We start from the raw sequence: 17072 nt of genomic DNA on the forward strand, positions 1-17072 counted from the left end.
CTCATGACCATGCAGATCTCCAAGCTGACCATCGAAGAGCTGGCCGCTCTGATGAAGAAGGGCGCCGGCATCACCGTCGACCCCGCGGAGATGGGCGGCCGCCCCGAGGCGCGGTTCGACGAGTACGGCCTCGACTCCCTCGGTCTCCTCGGCATCGTCGGGGAGCTCGAGAACCGCTACGGCCGTGCGCTCCCCCAGGACGCGGACCGCTGCAAGACCCCGCGCGAATTCCTCGACCTCGTCAACAACTCCCTCATGGCAGGAGCCTGAAGTGTCCGGGCACACCGAGAACAAGATCGTCATCAACGCTCCCATGGACCTCGTCTGGGACGTCACCAACGACATCGAGAACTGGCCCCGGCTGTTCAGTGAATACGCCTCCGTCGAGATCCTGGAGCGCGAGGGCAACCGGACGAAGTTCCGGCTGACCATGCACCCGGACGAGAACGGCACGGTGTGGAGCTGGGTGTCGGAACGCGTCGTGGACCCCGGTGCGAGGACCGTCCGCGCCCGCCGGGTGGAGACGGGCCCCTTCCAGCACATGGACATCCACTGGAAGTACGGCCAGACGCCCGACGGCGTCCTCATGCACTGGATCCAGGACTTCGCGATGAAGCCGGACGCCCCGGTCGACGACGACTGGATGACCGACAACATCAACAAGAACTCCAAGGTCCAGATGGCCTTGATCAAGGAGAAGATCGAGCAGCGCGCGCGGGAACGCGGCACGCCGGTCTCGGTCCACTCCGACTGAGCACCCACCGAAGGGATCCCCCTCGATGCACCACGCCCTCATCGTCGCCCGTATGGCACCGGACTCGGCCCATGACATCGCCAAGGTGTTCGAGGCCTCCGACCGGGGCGAACTGCCCGACCTGGTCGGGGTGACCCGGCGCAGCCTCTTCCAGTTCGGAGATGTCTACCTCCATCTGATCGAAGCCGACCGGCCGCCGGGGCCGGCGGTGGCCAAGGTGGCGGGCCACCCCGAGTTCCGTGACATCAGCGACAAGCTCTCCGCCTACGTCAGCGCGTACGACCCGGAGACCTGGCGCAGCCCGAAGGACGCCATGGCCCACGAGTTCTACCGCTGGGAGCGTGCGGCGAAGGGATGACGACACAACGAGTCGCCGGCTCCGCGTGGACGCGGAGCCGGCGAGGGGGAGGGAGCCCGGTGCTCAGCCGCCGGGCGTGACGCTGTCGAAGGCGTGGAGATACGCATTGACCGGACGGACGTCGCCGACGACCAGGCCCGCGTCCGCCATCCTGTCGGCCATGCTCTGCCGGGTGTGCTTCGCACCGCCCACGTTCAGGAGCAGCAGCAGATCCATCGACGTGGTGAACTTCATCGACGGGGTGTCGTCGACGAGGTTCTCGATGACCACAACCCTGGCCCCCGGACGGGCGGCCGAGACGACGTTGCGGAGGGTTCTGCGCGTGCTGTCGTCGTCCCATTCCAGGATGTTCTTGATGATGTAGACGTCGGCCTGCACCGGGATGGCCTCCCGGCAGTCGCCGGGGACGATGGTGACCCGGCCGGCGAGGGACCCGCCGTCCCGCAGCCGGGGATCGGCGTTGGCCACGACGCGGGGCAGGTCCAGCAGCGTTCCGCTGAGGCCGGGGTTCTTCTCCAGCAGGCTTGCCAGGACGTGGCCCTGACCACCGCCGATGTCCGCGACGGTGGCCGCTCCCGTGAGGTCGAGCAGTTCCGCCACATCCAGCGCCGACTGCATGCTGGAGGTGGTCATCGCCTGGTTGAAGACGTGCGCGGACTCGTGCGCGTCCTCGTGGAGGTAGTCGAAGAACCCCTTGCCGTACAGGCCGTCGAAGACGCTGCGGCCCGTCCGTACCGCCTCGTCGAGGCGCGGCCAGGCGTCCCAGGTCCACGGTTCGGTGCACCACAGGGAGATGTATTTGAGGCTGTGCGGGTCGTCCTCCCGCAGCAGCCGTGACATCTCGGTGTGGGCGAACGAGCCGTCCGCCTGCTCGGTGAAGATGCCGTAGCAGGTCAGCGCGCGCAGCATCCGCCGCAGCGCCCGGGGGTCGGCCTTGACGGCCGCCGCCAGCTCCTCGGCGGTGGCCGGCTCATCCCCGAGCGCGTCCGCGACGCCGAGCCGCGCGGCGGCCCGTACGGAACCCGCCAGGGCGGCACCGAAGACCAGCTCCCTCAGCCGCATGGACGGCGGTGTGGCGGTGCGGACGGTGGTACCCGCGGCTTCCGTGGCCGCGCCGGTCGTACCGGTCGTCATGCGCACTTCCCCGCCTTCTCGGACAGCCGGCAGTAGTTGCCGGAGAAGGTGTTGCCCGTGCCGGTGTCCCGGTTGGCGAGGTCCGCCGGGCTGTTGGCCACCAGCATGTTGGACTTGATGACGTTGCCGCTGTTGGGGGCGCCCACGATGCTCTTGAACAGCACGATCCCACCGGAGAACGGCGACGTGCCGACGTTGCTCCAGACGGCGTTCGACGCGACGGTCGCGCCCTCGACGCCGGTGAGGACGATGCCGGCGCCCTGGATCCTCGGGAGCCGTGCGGTCTTGGCGCAGGACTTGTTGTTGTGGTGCACGCGGTTGCCGCGCACGGTGAGGTCGCCGGTCCGCGGGACGCCCTCGTCGCCCACGACGAACATGCCGGCGCAGTTGCCGGTGACGACGTTGTTGTTCACGTAGAGGTTCCGCAGGCGCCGGACGGTGATGCCGATGCGGTTGCCGGCCAGCAGGTTGTCCATGACCACGGTGCGCCGGGTGTTGACGGCGCCGGCCTCGGTGTCGATGGTGTTCGACACGAAAATGCCCGACTCCGCGTTGTCACGGGCCGCGTTGCCGCGGATCTCGGACCGCAGGGACCGTTCCTGGGCGATGCCCCAGTTGCCGTTCCCCGCCGCGGTGACCTGGCGGATGCTCAGCTTGTTGGTGCGCGAGGCCCAGATGCCGTTCTTCTTGAACTGCGACACCGTCAGGGAGTGGATCCGGACGTTGGTGGCGGGCTTCGCGTCGGTACCGATGACGCAGATGCCGTTGCCGCCCAGACCGCAGACGTGCGTCGGCTTGGCCGTGGAGGGCATGAGGACGGTCCGCTCGCCCGCGCCGCGCAGCGTGAGGTCGGACTTCCTGATGATGACGCTCTCCCGGTAGACACCGGGGGCGATGTCGATGGTGTCACCGGGCCTCGCCCGGTCGACCGCGAGCTGGATCGACTCGCCGGGGACCACGTCGTAGGTGGTGCGGGCGCCTGCCGGCGCCGCCACGCCCAGCCCCGAGGTCACCATCAGAGCGACACAGCCGAGGTACATGAACTGTCGTTTCGTCATGAGCTCAAATTATGTGGCGAATAGGACAAGTCGCCACATGACTCACCCATCAGAAGCGTGTCGTGGAGGCCTCCCCGCCGACCGCTTCAGCCGGGGCGTTCACCCTCGATCCGGCGCAGCCGCTCGGCGTCACCCGTCCGGGGGCAGGTACCGCACGCCTCGTCCGGGCGGATCGTGTAGTAGAGGCAGCAGCCCGCGCGGGTACGGGTGGGGTACGACCGGTCCTCGCGGCCCGCGAGGCGGCGGAAGTCGGCGCCGCCGGGGAACGGGGGGACGGGCTCCGGCAGCAGTTCGGTCGCGGCACGCACACCGGCCTCCTCCTCCCCCAGCATCCGGCCCAGGTACCAGACGCCGGACACCAGGTCGTCGCCCGCCATGCCCCACAGCGCCCGGGGCCCCCGGCGCACCCGCGGGGCGATCGCGGCCAGCAGCGGGCGCAGGTGGTCGGCGAAGCCGGCTCGCAGTTCCGCGCGCAGGGCCTCCTCGTGCGGCAGCACCCGCACCCCCGGCAGCCCGGCGGCCGGATCGCCGGGGAGGCACGCGAAGCCGCCCGGAACGACGGAGAACGCACCGGTGGTGAGGCTGACCCGGACGTCCTGGGGCCGGATCCGCGGGACGCGGCGCTCCAGGCACCATGGACCGCTCATCAGCAGGCCGACGGACCACAGGTAGTCGTGCAGCGCGCGGGAAGCCGCGACGTCGGGGCGCGGGGTTCGGCCGTGGTCGTGCTCCACCCGCAGGGCCTCGGCCGCGAGGAGGGCGTCCAGGAACTCGGGGCGTCCGGCCAGTTCGGCACCGTCGGCCCAGCCCTGGGGGGTCCGCGAACCGGGCTCCGCGACGTCCGCGTCGAGGGCGGGACAGAGCCCCTTGAGCCGGCGGATCGCCGAGCCGGTCAGGGCGGAACAGCTCACGGCGGGTGCATGAGGGTACACCGGAGCCAGGGTCACGGACGCTCCTCGACACAAGGGCTGACACGAATGAGGTAAGGCGAGGCTCACCTTAACCACAGAAGTGATCCCCCATGCCAACCGGGGCCGTGTCGAGGCGAATTGACAGACTTAGGTGTGCCTAACCTAGGCTCTCGCCCCGTGATCCGGAACCATCGGATCACCGGATCCGAGCGCGGAGTGGCCCCCTCATGCGGTTGTACCTGCTTGCCCTGAACCCGACCGACTCGGTCACCGAGGGTTTCCTCCCCGCCGCCCGCCGGCTCGGACTGGACGTCACACTGCTCACCGACCGGCCCGCCGAGCACCGCTCCGTGTACCCGGACGTCCAGGTGCTGGAGTGCGACGTGCGCGACTTCCGAGCGGTGGTCTCCGTCGTGTCCGCGCACGGCTCTCCGGACGCGGTCTTCACCAACAGCGACCACCTGCAGACCCAGGCCGCGCTCGCGGCGCACTACTTCGGGCTGCCCGCGAAGGACTGGCGGGCCGCGCTGCGCACGAAGGACAAGGCCGAGATGCGCCGCCGGCTGGCCGCCGCGGGCGTGGACGCCGTGCGGTCCGTCGAACTCGCCGCCGGCCAGGACCCCTCCCCCGTCGCCGCAGGCGTCCCCTACCCGTGTGTCGTCAAACCGCGCGAGGGCGTGGCCAGCGAGGACGTGGTCATGGCCGGTGACGCGGCGGAACTGGTCCGGCGCTGCGAGGAGATCAGGGCGCGACGGCCGGGAGCCGCGCTGGTGGTCGAGGAGTACCTGCCGGGCGAGCTGTACACCCTGGAGACCCTCGGCGACGGCCGGATACGCCATGTGCTGGGCGGGTTCCGTACCGAACTGTCCCCTCTCCCGTACTTCATCGAGGAGCGGCTGACCTACGTCGCCCGGCACCCGCGGGACATCGAGGAGCAGGTGCTCGCGCAACTCGACACGCTCGGCGTCGGATTCGGCGTCTGCCACACCGAGTTCGTGGTCCACGAAGGGCGCGCGCGGATCATCGAGGTCAACTACCGTGCCATCGGGGACCAGTGCGATCTGCTGCTCGCCGGGCTGCTGGACATTCCGCTCTTCGAGCACGTCCTGCGTACGCATCTCGGCGAACCGCTGCCGTCGGAGCTGGGGGCACGGGCCGACGGAGCCGCCAGGCTCGACTACCCGTGCGCCGACCGGGCCGGGACGCTGACGTCGGCCCCCGGAGCGACCGAAGTGGAGGCGTACGGGGTGACACTGACGTACCGGCCGCTGCGCGGTCTCGGCGAACGCCACCCGGTGTACGGCACCAACCGCGACTTCCTGGGAGTGGTGCGGGCCACGGGAAACGACCGGTCGGCGGTGGACCGCGCCGTGACGGGGTTCCTGGCCGCACAGCGCTGGGAGATCACCCCGTGACGGTCCCCGCGGCGAGCGCCGCCGCCCGGGCCGGGACCACGACCGGCCCGGCGGACGCAGGGGGCGAACTGCTCCTCAGGGTGCTGAGCGCACTGCTGCGCGAGGACGTCGTGGGGCTGCGCAGCCGCAGCCGCGCGGTCGAGCAGGCGGACGGCACCTGGCTGCGGCTGGAGACCCCCGGTCCCGACGCGCTGATGCTGCCGGTGCGCGAGGACGGTTTCCAGTGCGCGTGGGCAGCCAGGGAGCCGCTGATGCGGCGGGAGTCAGACGGCACCGACCTGCGGGACACCGACGCGGTCCTCGGCGAACTCCGCACCCTCGCCCCGCCGGTGGACCACGGCGGCTTCGACGCGTTCGCCGAGGAGTGCCGTCAGACCCTCGCCACCGTACGGCTGCACGAGGCGACGGAGGAGGAGGTGCTGCGGGCGCTCGCGGAGCGCCACGGCGCCGATCCGGCCGACTGGACCGGGCCGTCGGGCGGCCTCGCCCTGGACGCCCTCGCCGCCCGGCTCGACCATCCGGTCTATCCCACCGCGCGCGGCAGGTCCGGCCTGACGGACGCGGCGCTGCGGGCGTACGCCCCGGAGTTCCACCCGCGGTTCGCGCTGCGCTGGCTCGCCGTGCCCCGCGAGGCCCTGACCGCCGTGGGCCCACTCCCCGGACCGACGCCCTCGGCCCTCGGGCTGTCCGGCCTCGACGACAGCCACGCCGCCCTGCCCGTGCATCCGCTCACCGCAGCCGGACCGCTGGCCGAAGCGGTGCGCGCCGCCGGGCTCGACGGGCTGGCGGTACCGGCGCCCCTGGCCCATGGGGACGTGATCCCCACCCTGTCCATGCGGACGGTCGCCCTCGCGGCCCGGCCCGATGTCCACCTCAAACTGCCGCTGGCCACCTCCACCCTGGGCCGGCTCAACCGGCGCACCATCAAGCCCGGGACCCTGGCCGACGGGGCCGCCGTCCAGCGCCTGCTCCAGGCGGTGACCGCCCGCGAACCCCGGTTCCGCGACACCGTCCTGCACGCCGACGAGTCCTGCTTCGCCCACGCCGGGCACGAACTGCTCGCGGTGCTGCGGCGCCGCCAGCCCCCGGGGCTCGACGGCTGCGTCGTCGTGCCGCTTGCGGCCCTGCTCGCCCGGGCACCCGGCGGACGGCTGGTCGTCGACCACCTCGCCGACCGCTTCCACGGCGGCGATCCTCTCGCCCTGCTGGACGCCGTGCTCGAACTGCTGCTGGACTTCCAGGCCACGCTCTTCGCGTACGGGATCGCCCTGGAGTCCCACCAGCAGAACGTGTCGCTGGTGCTGGACGCGACCGGCGGCGGCCCCCGGCTCCGGCTGCTCCTCAAGGACAACGACGGCCCCCGGATCAACGGCGCACGGCTGCGGGCGGCGCTGGGCGCGGACGCGCCCGGGCCCGGGGACTTCGACGACTGCCGCATACTCGCCGACGGCGACGGTCCGCTCGCCGACCTCTTCACCACCGTCACCGTCCATCTGTGCGCCGGGGCCTACGCCTTCGGCCTCGCCCGGCACGGCCGTGCCCCGCTGGTCCGGCTGTTGCGGCTCGTCCGCGACCGGCTCGCCGAGGCGGTGGAGCGGCTCGGGACCGGGCCGGGAGAGCCCGGGGCCGTGCTGCGGGCACGGGTGCTGGACGCGCCCGTGCTGCCGGTGAAGGCGATGGTGACCGCGGGAACCCTGCTGGCCAAGGAACGTTCGGGAGCGTCCGACATCAACAAGCACTACACCACCGGACCCAACTATCTGCTGCGGGGAGTGTGATCCGGGATGACCTCCACGCATCCTTCCGCGCACCGTTCCGCCCTGGCCCCACCGCCCACGGCCGACGAGGCGGTCGCCCACACCCTCCTCAACTGTCTCCTGAGGGAGCTGTGCGGACCCGAGCACCAGACCGCCGTCATCGACGGGCACCTGTTGCTGCGGCTGCCCCGCCGCGGGGTGCTGCTGCGCGTCGCGTTGCGCCGCACGTCGCTGCTCGGCGCCCATCGGTTCGCCGGCCCCGTGACCGAGGAGGCTCCCGGCGGCTGGTCACCGGTCGGCTGGCGGCGGCTCGCCGAGCACGTCCACGCGGAGCTGACGCTGCGCACGGGTGTGCAGAACGAGGAGTTCCTCGGCCAGATCGCCTCCAGCCACCGGGGCGTCGCCTCCGCGCTCGCAGTGCCCCGCCCGGCCGTCGGGGGCGCAGGCCCGAAGTCCGTCTCCGCCGCGTATCTCGCCTCGGAGCGCTCCCTCGCCCTCGGGCACCGCTTCCACCCCACGCCCAAGGCACGCGGCGGGGACTCCACGGCCTGGACGCAGTACGCGCCCGAGGCGGGCGCCTCGTTCCCGCTGCGGCTGCTCGCGGTACGGGAGGACCTGGTCGCCGAGGAGTCGGCCGGGCCGGACGCCGCCGCGGCGCTGGACCGGCTGGGCCATCCGCCGGACGGCTACCGGCTGCTGCCCGCGCACCCCTGGCAGTACGAACTGCTCCACGACGACCCCCGGCTGCGGACGGCGCTCGCCCGCGGCGAGGTGCTCGACCTCGGTCCCGGATCCCTGCCGTTCGCCGCGACGGCCTCCGTCCGCACCCTCTTCGACGGCGACGCCTTCCTGAAGTTCAGCCTCAACGTCCGCATCACCAACTGCCTCCGGAAGAACGCGGGGTACGAGCTCTCCGGCGCGGTGGCGCTCACCCGCCTGCTGGAGCCGGTCCTCGCCGACCTGACCGCCCGCTTCCCCGGCAGCGACATGCTGCGCGAACCCGCGTACCGGAGCCTCGCCCTGCCCGGCGCGGACGGTGTGCCGGTACGCGGCCTCCTCGAGGGCTTCGGGGTGATCGTCCGCGAAGGGCTCGGCCGACGGCTGCGGCCGGGGCTCACCCCGCTGCTCGCCGCGGCGGTCGCCGACGAGTACCCGACCGGGCCCGCCCACGTCTCCCGGCTGCTCGCCGACACGGATCCGCGCACGGCACTGTCCTGGTGGCGCGCGTACCTCCGGCTGCTGGTGCCCCCGGTGCTCGCCGCGTACTTCGACCACGGCGTCGTCCTGGAGCCGCATCTGCAGAACGTCCTCGTCTGCGTGGACGACGGAGGGCGGCCGCGGCAGGTGCTGTTCCGCGATCTGGAAGGCACCAAGCTGCTCCCGGACCGGCACTCCGCAGCGCTCGCGGCGCTGCCCGCGGAGGTGGCGGGACCCATGACGTACGACGCGGGGCGGGGCTGGGACCGGGTGGTGTACTGCCTTCTGGTGAACCACGTCGCCGAGATGCTCGCCGCTCTCGCCGATCTGCACCCCGGCGCGGAAGCCGCGCTGTGGGCCGAGGTCCGGGACGCGCTGGGCCGCCACGCCGACGAGCACGGGCGCCGGCCGAAGCTCGACGCCCTCCTGTCGGGTGCGCCGCTGCCGGCCAAGGCCAATCTGCTCACCCGCTGGGCGCGCACGGCCGACCGCGACGCGGGCTATGTGCGGCTCCCTTCCCCGCTCGCAGAGGATCTGCTGACCGGGGCGGTCAGCACCGACGACGTCCGGAGCGCACGATGACGAACTCCCCGACGGCCACCGCGGCGCCGGCCGTGGCCGCCCCGGCCGTCTCCGGTCCGGTGCGCGAGCGCGCCCTCGCGCTCCCCTCAGGCGAACTCCCCGCCTACGTCTACGACCTCGGCGTGCTGCGGGCGCACGCCGAGTCCGTGCGGGAGGCGCTGCCGGAGCGGGTCGAGCTGTACTACGCGGCCAAGGCCAATCCCGAACCGGAGATCCTGACGGCCCTCGCGCCGTACGTGGACGGATTCGAGGTGTCCTCGGCAGGTGAACTGGCCCATGTGGCGCAGGCCGTGCCGGGCCGTCCACTGGCGTTCGGCGGTCCCGGCAAGACGGCTGCCGAGACGGCGGCGGCACTGGCGGCCGGCGTGGCGCGGTTCCATGTCGAGAGCGTCCATGAACTGCGGATGCTGACGGCCCTGTCGGCGGAGCGGCCGGCGCAGGCGCCACCGGTCGATGTGCTGCTGCGCTTCAATCTGCCGCTGTCCGAGGGCGCGTTGAGGACGAGTGCGCTGTCCATGGGCGGCCGGCCGACGCCGTTCGGCCTGGATCCGTCCGAGGCCGACGACGTGATGCGGTACCTCACGGGCGGGTCCTGTCCACGGCTGCGCGTGCGCGGGGTCCACGCCCATCTGGCGAGCGGCCTCGGGGCCGGGGCCTCACTCGCCGTCGCCGAGTCCGTGGTGGCCTGGTCCGTACGGCTCTTCGAGCGCCACCGCGTACTGCTCCGCGAGGTGAACGTCGGGGGCGGCATGACCGTCGACTACGCGGATCCCGCGGCCCGGTTCGACTGGGCCGGCTACGGTGCCGGGCTCGCGCGCCTGACCGCGGCCCACCCGGACCTGCGGCTGCGCATCGAACCGGGGCGCGCAATGACCGCGTACTGCGGCTGGTACGCCACCGAGGTGCTGGACGTCAAGCGCAGCCACGGCGAGGACTTCGCCGTGGTCCGCGGCGGGACGCACCATCTGCGCACACCGGCGACGAAGGGGCACGACCAGCCGTGTGCGGCGCTGCCCGTGGCCGGCTGGCCGCACCCTTGGCCGCGTCCCGCCGCCCGAGGCGACAGGGTCACCGTGGCAGGGCAGTTGTGCACGCCGAAGGACGTGCTCGCCCGCGGAGTGCCGGCACCGGGTCTGCGGGCCGGGGACCGGGTGGTGTTCGCACTCGCCGGCGCGTACGCCTGGAACATCTCGCACCACGACTTCCTCATGCATCCGCGTCCGGGTTTCCACTTCCTGGGCGGGTGAGGGCGGCGTTGCGTGTCGTTGCGTGCCATTGCGCGGCGCTCGTCGGGTCGCGCGGGCCCTTTCCGAATCGGCGTACGGCACCCGGCTGGAGGCCACGGTGAACCCCGACACGTCGCGCGACGCGCGTCTGACCGCTCACGCTGATGTCTCGACGTCCCTGGCCCTGTGCAGTGATCGCGACCTGCGCAAGCTCGTGGACACGGCCGTGCCGCTCGGTTCCGGCATCGGCGGGAAGTCGGCCCTGACGGAGGTGGCGGGAACCCCGGTCTTCGTGAAGCGGGTACCCCTCACCGACGTGGAGATGCGACCCGGGAACGTCCGGTCCACGGCGAACCTGTTCGGGCTGCCCGACTTCTGCCACTACGGCGTCGGCACCATCGGCGGGCCGGGCTTCGGGGCCTGGAGGGAACTCGCCGTGCACACGATGACGACGAACTGGGTGCTCACGGCGGCACACGAGGGCTTCCCCCTGATGTACCACGGGAGGGTGCTCCCCGACTCTGCTGCGCTGCCCGAGGAACTGGCCGACGTCGAAAGGGCCGTTGCCTACTGGGGCGGCTCATCTCGGGTGCGCCGCCGGATCGAGGCTCTCCGGCAGTCCTCGGCGAGCGTCGCACTGTTCCTGGAGTACATCCCGCAGAACCTGCACCAGTGGCTGGCGGCCCGGGTCGAGGAAGGCGACGCGTCCACCGACCGGGCCTGCGCCATGGTGGAGAGGGACCTGGCGGCAGGCATCTCGTTCATGAACAGCCGCGGGCTCCTGCACTTCGACGCGCACTTCGAGAACATCCTCACCGACGGCCGGCGTCTCTACTTCGCGGACTACGGCCTCGCGATCTCCTCCCGCTTCGAGCTGTCACGGGACGAGGCCGGCTTCTTCGACCGGCACCAGGCCTACGACCGCTGCTACACGGCCACGTACCTGGTGAACTGGCTGGTCACCGCTCTGTGCGGATACCGCCGGGAGGACCGGGAGGGCCGCTGTGCGCTGGTGCGCGGGTACGCGGAGGGCAGGCGTCCCACAGGCATCCCGGCGGAGGCCGCGGCGATCATTTCCCGGCACGCACCGGTCGCCGCCGTGATGTCCGACTTCAACCGAAGGTTCCGAGGCCACAGCAGGCGGACTCCTTACCCGCTCGAGGAGATCCGCCGAATCGCCGGCGCATGACGGGCTCCGGGCAACACACCCAGCTGCGCGGGGGTTCCGGCGGTGTGCAGATCGCCATCGCGCGGGGGGCGGCGCGGATGATCGCGCCGACCAGGTCGGCACCGGGCTCCTGGCAGGGATCATCGACGATCCGCCCCGGGCACTCCGTGGCGGGATGCGCGGTGTGGCGAGCGGGGTTCCGCTCGGGGCGTCGGGTGGTCACGGCCGGCTCGGCAGTCGGCTTCCCCGGCGGCAGGCGCGGGCCGCCGCCAGGAGTTCACGGACCCGGTCGCCGGCCTGCCCGGGATCGCGCACGGGCGCGGGGAAGGGCAGGGAGACGTCCCGGTGGCTGTGTGCGCGCTCGAGGCGGAGGGTGACGCCCCGCCGGTCCATGGCCAGCGGCCACACCCGGACCACCCCCTGGAGCAGCCGGGGGTCCACCAGTCGTGTGAGCAGGGCCACCATCTCGGCGTGGTCGTCGACGAGGTGGGTGAGCATGGCGGCCTCGTGGTGTGCGAGCACGTCCGGCCGTGCCAGGGCGAGTTCGTCGAGGCCGACGGTGACCGGCCCTGCGGGCGTCTCCAGGGCGACATGCGCGGTGACCGTGCGGAACGAGGCGGTGCCGGACTCCTCGCATTCCGGAGCCGCCTGGGCCAGCCATCCGGCGATGGTGACGCGGGACCGCACCCGCTCGCGGACCGCGACCGGCGCGACGTCGGTGAACTTGAGCACGACGGGGAGTGTGCCGCGTGGCGCGAGGGCGACCTCGCCGGCGAGACGGCAGTCGGAGGGCAGCCGCAGCAGCAGCCGGCCGTCGTCGCCCACGCTGTGCAGACCGCCGCCGACCAGGTCGCAGGTGTGCGCGTCGGTGACTGCGGTGAACGATTCGGCGGCGGCCAGCACCGTGCGCACCCGTTCGGCCGCGCTCGCCTGCTCGCCCGCGCAGTCCTCAGCAGTCATTCCGCACCCCTCGGTAGTTAGGTAAGGCACACCTAACTTAACTCATGCCCCCGGGTGGGCGCATCACCCGTCGGGGTCTTCTGCCGTCGCCTCCACCACACCCGTCCGCGCCGGTCCTGCGCGCCGTGCCGATCCCTCCGTACGGCGGCCACACCCTCCGGGCCGGCCCCGCCACCACGCTCCGCACCGGGCACCCCGTGGTCCGCATCCGCCCCAGCGGGGAACGGACCCTCCCACCGGGCAACTGCGTCCGGCGCGTCATCGGGCCCACCGGCAGGGACTCGGGGCGCTGCTCGTTCCGTCCCGTCCCACACGGCAGGCCCGGAGAACGGCGAACAGCGTGCGTCGGCAGGGGCGGACGGGCGGCGGGCCGGGCCGGCCGCGCCACCCAGCGCCACGGCGTCGACGACTCCGACGGCCACGAGCGCAGCTGCGCCGCGTGACCGTCGCGGCGCGACGGGCCGGTCGGCGTGGACGGCGAGCACTCCCACGACTGCTCGCACCCCATGCCGGACCGGGCGCCGTCCACCCCGCTCAGGGCCGCGCCAGCAGCGCGCCGAGCGCCGTCGCCGTGCCGGGATGGGCATGGACGAGGGCCGCGCCCCGCGGGCCCGGTTCCGCCGCCTCCCACCCGCCGTCGCAGCCCAGCAGCCGCGCCATGGCGTCGCAGGTCGCCGGGTGGGAGGCGAGCAGTGGGACGCCGCGGCCGGCGCTCCCTCGCCAGCCGGAGCGCACCGCGCCCGGATCCGGCTGTACGCGCCACGGCGGCACCCATGAGTCGAGAGCCTCGAGCCGCGCGGGGAAGATCCGGCCGGCCTCACGGATCAGCAGGGGGGCCAGTTCCGCCCCGCCGGCCCGGAGCGTACCGATCAGGGTCGGCAGCCACGGCAGCAGTACCGGGTCCGGCAGCCGGGCGAAGGCGTTCGAGACCGCCTCCACGACGAAGTCGGCCAGGGCGGGGACCGGTTCCAGGGCGTGCAGGAAACCGCTGAGGTAGCGGGGGTAGGCCGGGACCACCATGGAGTTGCCGAGCAGGGCGTCGCACCGGGCCCGCAGCTCCGCCCGGGACAGGCCGCCGAGCTGGGTCTGCGCTGCCCAGAGCAGCGCGGTCTTCGCCGACTCCTCGGGGTGCGACTGGGCGACCGCCAGCTCCAGCTGCGTACGGTCGCAGCCCAGCGACAGCGCCAGGCCCTCCATGCTGAACAGGAACCCGAGCATCGCGGCGACCTGGCGGACGGTCGCGTCCTCGTCGGTGAACGCGGTCGGCAGCAGGGTGCAGTAGTGCGCGTACCCCGTCTTGACGAAGGACTCGATCCACGGCGGCAGCACCGGTTCGCTGGTCCGGTAGTACGCCAGCAGCCGGCGCACCCGGCGCAGCACCTCGGGGGCGCCGTCGACGCTGCGCTCGGTGGCCAGCACATCCAGGGCCCGGGTGCCCAGTTCGTCTGCGAGGCGCCGGCCGCGCAGATGGAGCGTCGCGTCCTCGACCGCCTCGAGGACGACGGCCGTCGTCGCCTGCGGGCCGTACGCCGTGCGCCGGAGGCGCTGCTCCAGCACCTGCTCGACGCTGACGCCCTCGTACCCGAGCTCGATGAGCGCACGCTGGTGGGTGCCCAACGCGAGATCCCAGGACTCCTGGATGGGGCGCTCGCCGAGCCGCCGCTCCCCCATGATCGGGCGTGCGGCGCCGTGCGGCATCAGGTACCGCAGCATCCACAGCAGATCGGAGCACTTCTCCAGCTCCGGTCGGGAGGTGATGTCCAGCAAAGCCCGCCGCACACCGCGCTGCTGGAGCTTCAGCCCCAGCGGCGCGAGGCGGTCGTGCACATCGCGGGCCAGGGGCGGCAGCGCGTCGTAGCCGACCTGGCCGACCCGGTCGCCGCCCATCATGATCTCCACGAGGCGGCGCACATCGCGCCGGCCCGGTACGGCGTCCTTCTCGATGCAGGTGACGGCCGCGTCCTGGAAGTCGTACGGGGTGGGCTTCGCCCGGTCCCGCATCCCCGCCAGCAGGATCGACGTCTCGAACACGGCGATGGCGTCGGCCGTGGAGGCGAGATAGCCGTTGCGGCGGGCCGCCCGCACGATCTCGACCGACCAGCCGAGCAGTTCGGCCTCGTCGAGGCGGTCCAGGACGGGCGGCCGCTGAAGGAAGCCGGTGAGCCTGTCGGAGGCCGGCACCGCCGGGTCGGCGGCTGCCGGGCCGCTCTTCGCCGTTCTCGCCTTCTTCTTCGCGCCCGCCTGTCCCGCCAGCCGGAACGGCTCGACGCGGGTGCGCCTGACGTTCTTCGCCCACACCGTCGCGGCGATGGACACGGAGCCGGCGGCCAGACCGAACTGCGCCTCGATCGCGGCGTGGCTGGACGGGATCAGGCCGTGCTGCCACGTGGTCGCGGTTCGCGGTGCGATCTCGAAGGTGTCGGCACCGTCCACGCCGAACTCGGCAACGCGGCTGGCCGCGTGGAACGCGCCACAGACGTACAGGCAGTCCGCGGGGTCGGTGCCGGAGGCGGCGAGGTGCTCCCGCATGCGGGTCCACATGTAGCGCTCGCGGTCCTCGTCCACGCGCACCCGCCCGGGATCCCCCGGTGCGAGGCGGCGGAACAGGCTGCCGATCAGCAGCATGACCTGACGGTAGGTGTCGTGGTCGCTGTCCCCGAGCGGCAGCTCCACGTACTGGTGCCACCACTCCGACCAGTGCCGGACCCGGCCATGGCGCAGCAGATGCTCCTCGAGCTCGGCGAAGCGCGGCCGCAGGTCCCCGATCTCGACACCGACCGCTTCGCCGTGCAGTGCGGCCTCATCCTCGGCAGCCGGTGTGTCGGGGCCGGACGGTTCGGCGGGCTCCGCACCGCGCGCGTCCCACTGGTACACGTGGTCGGAGGAGCGGTCGACGAGGACGAGCTCGACGCCCGGGGTGTCGAGTGCGTAGGCGATGGCCTGGTACTCGGCCGAGGCCTCGGTGATGGGCGCGACCACCGACAGCGGCGACCACTCCGCCGGGAAGCCCTCGACCTCGGTGGCGAACGCCTGCACCGCGACCGGGAGTCTGCAGTTCCGCAGTTCGGTCAGCAGCGGGGCCATGTCCTCGCACAGTTCGAGGTACACCACCTTCGGCTGCTTCTCCCGAAGCCGCCGTGCCATCGCGAGCGCCGAGGCGGGCGAGTGGTGGCAGACCGGGAAGATCTCCAGGGGCTCCCGTACCGCTCGGTCCACGTCGTCGACGATGCCCAGCAGGATGCCCTCGAGCGCGCCGGGTCCGTCGGCGAAGGCCGCTGCGGCGTCCTGCAGTTGTGCCCGCAGCGCGGCGAACGTGCCTTCCTGGGCGGCGCTCATGACAGGGTGGCGATCGCGTCGCGGCCGCCCTCCAGGAACTCCGGCCAGACGCCGCCCTCTTCCTTGCTGCGCGGCTCGACGACGCCGTGCAGGTACTTGTTGAGGATGGCCAGGTCCTCCGGCTCGCGCCGCGCCAGCGACCCGACGAGCGAGGAGGCGAGGGTGTGGGCGGTCAGCGCCCGCTCACCGAAGAAGTTGCCGTGCAGGATCGCGTCCTCCAGTACGCCGATCTGCTCGGCGGTCGACAGCGCGGACTCCAGCTTCTCGTCGTCGCTGCCGGCCGAGGCCGCCGAGGCGCGCAGGTCGGCGAAGCTCTGCAGCAGGACGTCCAGCAGCGTCGGCGGCACGTCGAGCTCGATCCGGTGGCGGCGCAGCAGTTCCTCGGTGCGGAAGCGGACGATCTCCGCCTCGCTCTTCTTGTTCGTCACCACCGGGATCCGCACGAAGTTGAATCGCCGCTTGAGCGCCGAGGACAGGTCGTTGACGCCCCGGTCACGGCTGTTGGCGGTGGCGATGATCGAGAATCCGGGCTTGGCGAAGACGATGTTGTCGCTGTCCAGCTCGGGGACCGAGATGTACTTCTCGGACAGGATGGAGATCAGGGCGTCCTGGACGTCGCTGGTGGAGCGGGTGAGCTCCTCGAAGCGGCCGATCGCGCCGCTCTCCATCGCGGTCATGATCGGCGAGGGGATCATCGACTCGCGGGACTGGCCCTTGGCGATCACCATGGACACGTTCCACGAGTACTTGATGTGGTCCTCGGTGGTTCCGGCCGTACCCTGCACCACCAGGGTGGAGTTGCGGCAGATCGCGGCGGACAGCAGCTCCGCGAGCCAGCTCTTGCCGGTGCCGGGGTCCCCTATGAGCAGCAGGCCGCGATCGGAGGCCAGGGTGACGATGGCGCGTTCGACGAAGCTGCGGTCGCCGAACCACTTCTGGGAGATCTCCCGGTCGAGACCGTCGGCGCGCTCGGAGCCCAGGACGAACAGCCGGACCATCTTCGGGGAGAGCCGCCAGGAGAAGGGCTTGGGGTTGTCGTCCACCGACTCCAGCCAGTCCAGCTCCTCGGCGTACTTGATCTCGGCAGGGGCGCGCAACAGGTCGGACATGTCAGGGCCTTTCTGAAAACGGTCGTTGGATGAGGGCGTCGACGGGGAAGTGTGGGCCGCGCCGGCTGGGCGTGTGCGGGCGGTCCGACGACGCGGCGAGGTGCCGC

At 72.3% G+C, this 17072-nt stretch carries 14 protein-coding genes; 8 read left to right on the top strand and 6 right to left on the bottom strand.

Annotated features, from left to right (window positions below):
* The first annotated feature begins 3 nt into the window (after positions 1-3).
* From BLT82_RS06875 to BLT82_RS06885, 3 genes are read left to right on the top strand one after another with little or no spacing between them, the layout of a single operon-like run.
* A complete protein-coding gene (locus BLT82_RS06875) occupies positions 4-270 on the top strand; it encodes an acyl carrier protein (protein WP_093652936.1) in 267 nt (88 codons plus the stop codon).
* A gap of 1 nt (position 271) precedes the next feature.
* On the top strand, positions 272-754 hold the full coding sequence (locus tag BLT82_RS06880) for an SRPBCC family protein (RefSeq protein ID WP_093652937.1): 483 nt from the start codon (positions 272-274) through the stop codon (positions 752-754).
* Positions 755-779: 25 nt separating this feature from the next.
* Positions 780-1112: a TcmI family type II polyketide cyclase gene (locus BLT82_RS06885; protein WP_093652938.1), complete on the top strand. Its 333-nt coding sequence runs from the start codon at positions 780-782 to the stop codon at positions 1110-1112.
* A 63-nt stretch (positions 1113-1175) separates the two neighbouring features.
* On the opposite strand, the gene BLT82_RS06890 is transcribed toward BLT82_RS06885, so the two are convergent.
* From BLT82_RS06890 to BLT82_RS06900, 3 genes are all read right to left on the bottom strand, one after another.
* Positions 1176-2246 carry a methyltransferase gene (locus BLT82_RS06890; RefSeq protein ID WP_093652939.1) on the bottom strand — a complete coding sequence of 357 codons (1071 nt, stop codon included), beginning with the start codon at positions 2244-2246 and terminating at the stop codon, positions 1176-1178.
* Complete coding sequence (locus tag BLT82_RS06895; RefSeq protein ID WP_244291865.1) at positions 2243-3304, bottom strand: right-handed parallel beta-helix repeat-containing protein; 1062 nt, start codon at positions 3302-3304, stop codon at positions 2243-2245. Before BLT82_RS06895 ends, BLT82_RS06890 begins: the two co-directional genes overlap by 4 nt.
* 86 nt (positions 3305-3390) lie before the next feature.
* Positions 3391-4251, bottom strand: a complete 861-nt coding sequence (locus BLT82_RS06900; RefSeq protein ID WP_093652941.1) for a (2Fe-2S)-binding protein — start codon at positions 4249-4251, stop codon at positions 3391-3393.
* 191 nt (positions 4252-4442) lie between these two features.
* On the opposite strand from BLT82_RS06900, the gene BLT82_RS06905 reads away from it, so the two are divergent.
* From BLT82_RS06905 to BLT82_RS06925, 5 genes are all read left to right on the top strand, one after another.
* The gene (locus BLT82_RS06905) at positions 4443-5630 is read left to right on the top strand and encodes an ATP-grasp domain-containing protein (protein ID WP_093652942.1); all 1188 of its coding nucleotides are present in this window, start codon (positions 4443-4445) and stop codon (positions 5628-5630) included.
* Entirely contained in the window at positions 5627-7408 is a 1782-nt protein-coding gene (locus BLT82_RS06910; RefSeq protein ID WP_093652943.1) for an IucA/IucC family protein, read from the top strand. Before BLT82_RS06905 ends, BLT82_RS06910 begins: the two co-directional genes overlap by 4 nt.
* Before the next feature lie 6 nt (positions 7409-7414).
* Entirely contained in the window at positions 7415-9166 is a 1752-nt protein-coding gene (locus tag BLT82_RS06915; RefSeq protein ID WP_093652944.1) for an IucA/IucC family protein, read from the top strand.
* Positions 9163-10413, top strand: coding sequence for a type III PLP-dependent enzyme (locus BLT82_RS06920; RefSeq protein WP_093652945.1), 1251 nt, complete (start codon positions 9163-9165; stop codon positions 10411-10413). The genes BLT82_RS06915 and BLT82_RS06920 overlap by 4 nt, the downstream gene beginning before the upstream one ends.
* Before the next feature lie 97 nt (positions 10414-10510).
* Entirely contained in the window at positions 10511-11581 is a 1071-nt protein-coding gene (locus BLT82_RS06925; RefSeq protein ID WP_093652946.1) for a protein kinase family protein, read from the top strand.
* A 198-nt stretch (positions 11582-11779) separates the two neighbouring features.
* Here the strand turns inward: BLT82_RS06925 and BLT82_RS06935 are convergent, their stop codons facing one another.
* The 3 genes from BLT82_RS06935 to BLT82_RS06950 all read right to left on the bottom strand — a co-directional run bounded on the left by BLT82_RS06935 (position 11780) and on the right by BLT82_RS06950 (position 16965).
* Positions 11780-12520, bottom strand: coding sequence for a DUF2470 domain-containing protein (locus BLT82_RS06935; protein WP_093652947.1), 741 nt, complete (start codon positions 12518-12520; stop codon positions 11780-11782).
* Between the two features lie 534 nt (positions 12521-13054).
* The gene (locus BLT82_RS06945) at positions 13055-15856 is read right to left on the bottom strand and encodes a DUF5682 family protein (RefSeq protein ID WP_093652949.1); all 2802 of its coding nucleotides are present in this window, start codon (positions 15854-15856) and stop codon (positions 13055-13057) included.
* Positions 15853-16965: an ATP-binding protein gene (locus BLT82_RS06950; RefSeq protein ID WP_093652950.1), complete on the bottom strand. Its 1113-nt coding sequence runs from the start codon at positions 16963-16965 to the stop codon at positions 15853-15855. The genes BLT82_RS06945 and BLT82_RS06950 overlap by 4 nt, the downstream gene beginning before the upstream one ends.
* Between the last annotated feature and the right edge of the window lie 107 nt (positions 16966-17072).

The organism is Streptomyces wuyuanensis, from assembly GCF_900103455.1.
GTDB lineage: Bacteria > Actinomycetota > Actinomycetes > Streptomycetales > Streptomycetaceae > Streptomyces > Streptomyces wuyuanensis.

Excerpts from the sequence above, each read along its gene's own strand:
- BLT82_RS06875 (WP_093652936.1), top strand. The coding sequence starts at position 4 with ATGACCATGCAGATCTCCAAGCTGACCATCGAAGAGCTGGCCGCTCTG.
- BLT82_RS06935 (WP_093652947.1), bottom strand. The coding sequence starts at position 12,520 with ATGACTGCTGAGGACTGCGCGGGCGAGCAGGCGAGCGCGGCCGAACGG.
- BLT82_RS06885 (WP_093652938.1), top strand. The coding sequence starts at position 780 with ATGCACCACGCCCTCATCGTCGCCCGTATGGCACCGGACTCGGCCCAT.
- BLT82_RS06905 (WP_093652942.1), top strand. The coding sequence starts at position 4,443 with ATGCGGTTGTACCTGCTTGCCCTGAACCCGACCGACTCGGTCACCGAG.
- BLT82_RS06945 (WP_093652949.1), bottom strand. The coding sequence starts at position 15,856 with ATGAGCGCCGCCCAGGAAGGCACGTTCGCCGCGCTGCGGGCACAACTG.
- BLT82_RS06915 (WP_093652944.1), top strand. The coding sequence starts at position 7,415 with ATGACCTCCACGCATCCTTCCGCGCACCGTTCCGCCCTGGCCCCACCG.
- BLT82_RS06890 (WP_093652939.1), bottom strand. The coding sequence starts at position 2,246 with ATGACGACCGGTACGACCGGCGCGGCCACGGAAGCCGCGGGTACCACC.
- BLT82_RS06920 (WP_093652945.1), top strand. The coding sequence starts at position 9,163 with ATGACGAACTCCCCGACGGCCACCGCGGCGCCGGCCGTGGCCGCCCCG.
- BLT82_RS06950 (WP_093652950.1), bottom strand. The coding sequence starts at position 16,965 with ATGTCCGACCTGTTGCGCGCCCCTGCCGAGATCAAGTACGCCGAGGAG.
- BLT82_RS06895 (WP_244291865.1), bottom strand. The coding sequence starts at position 3,304 with ATGACGAAACGACAGTTCATGTACCTCGGCTGTGTCGCTCTGATGGTG.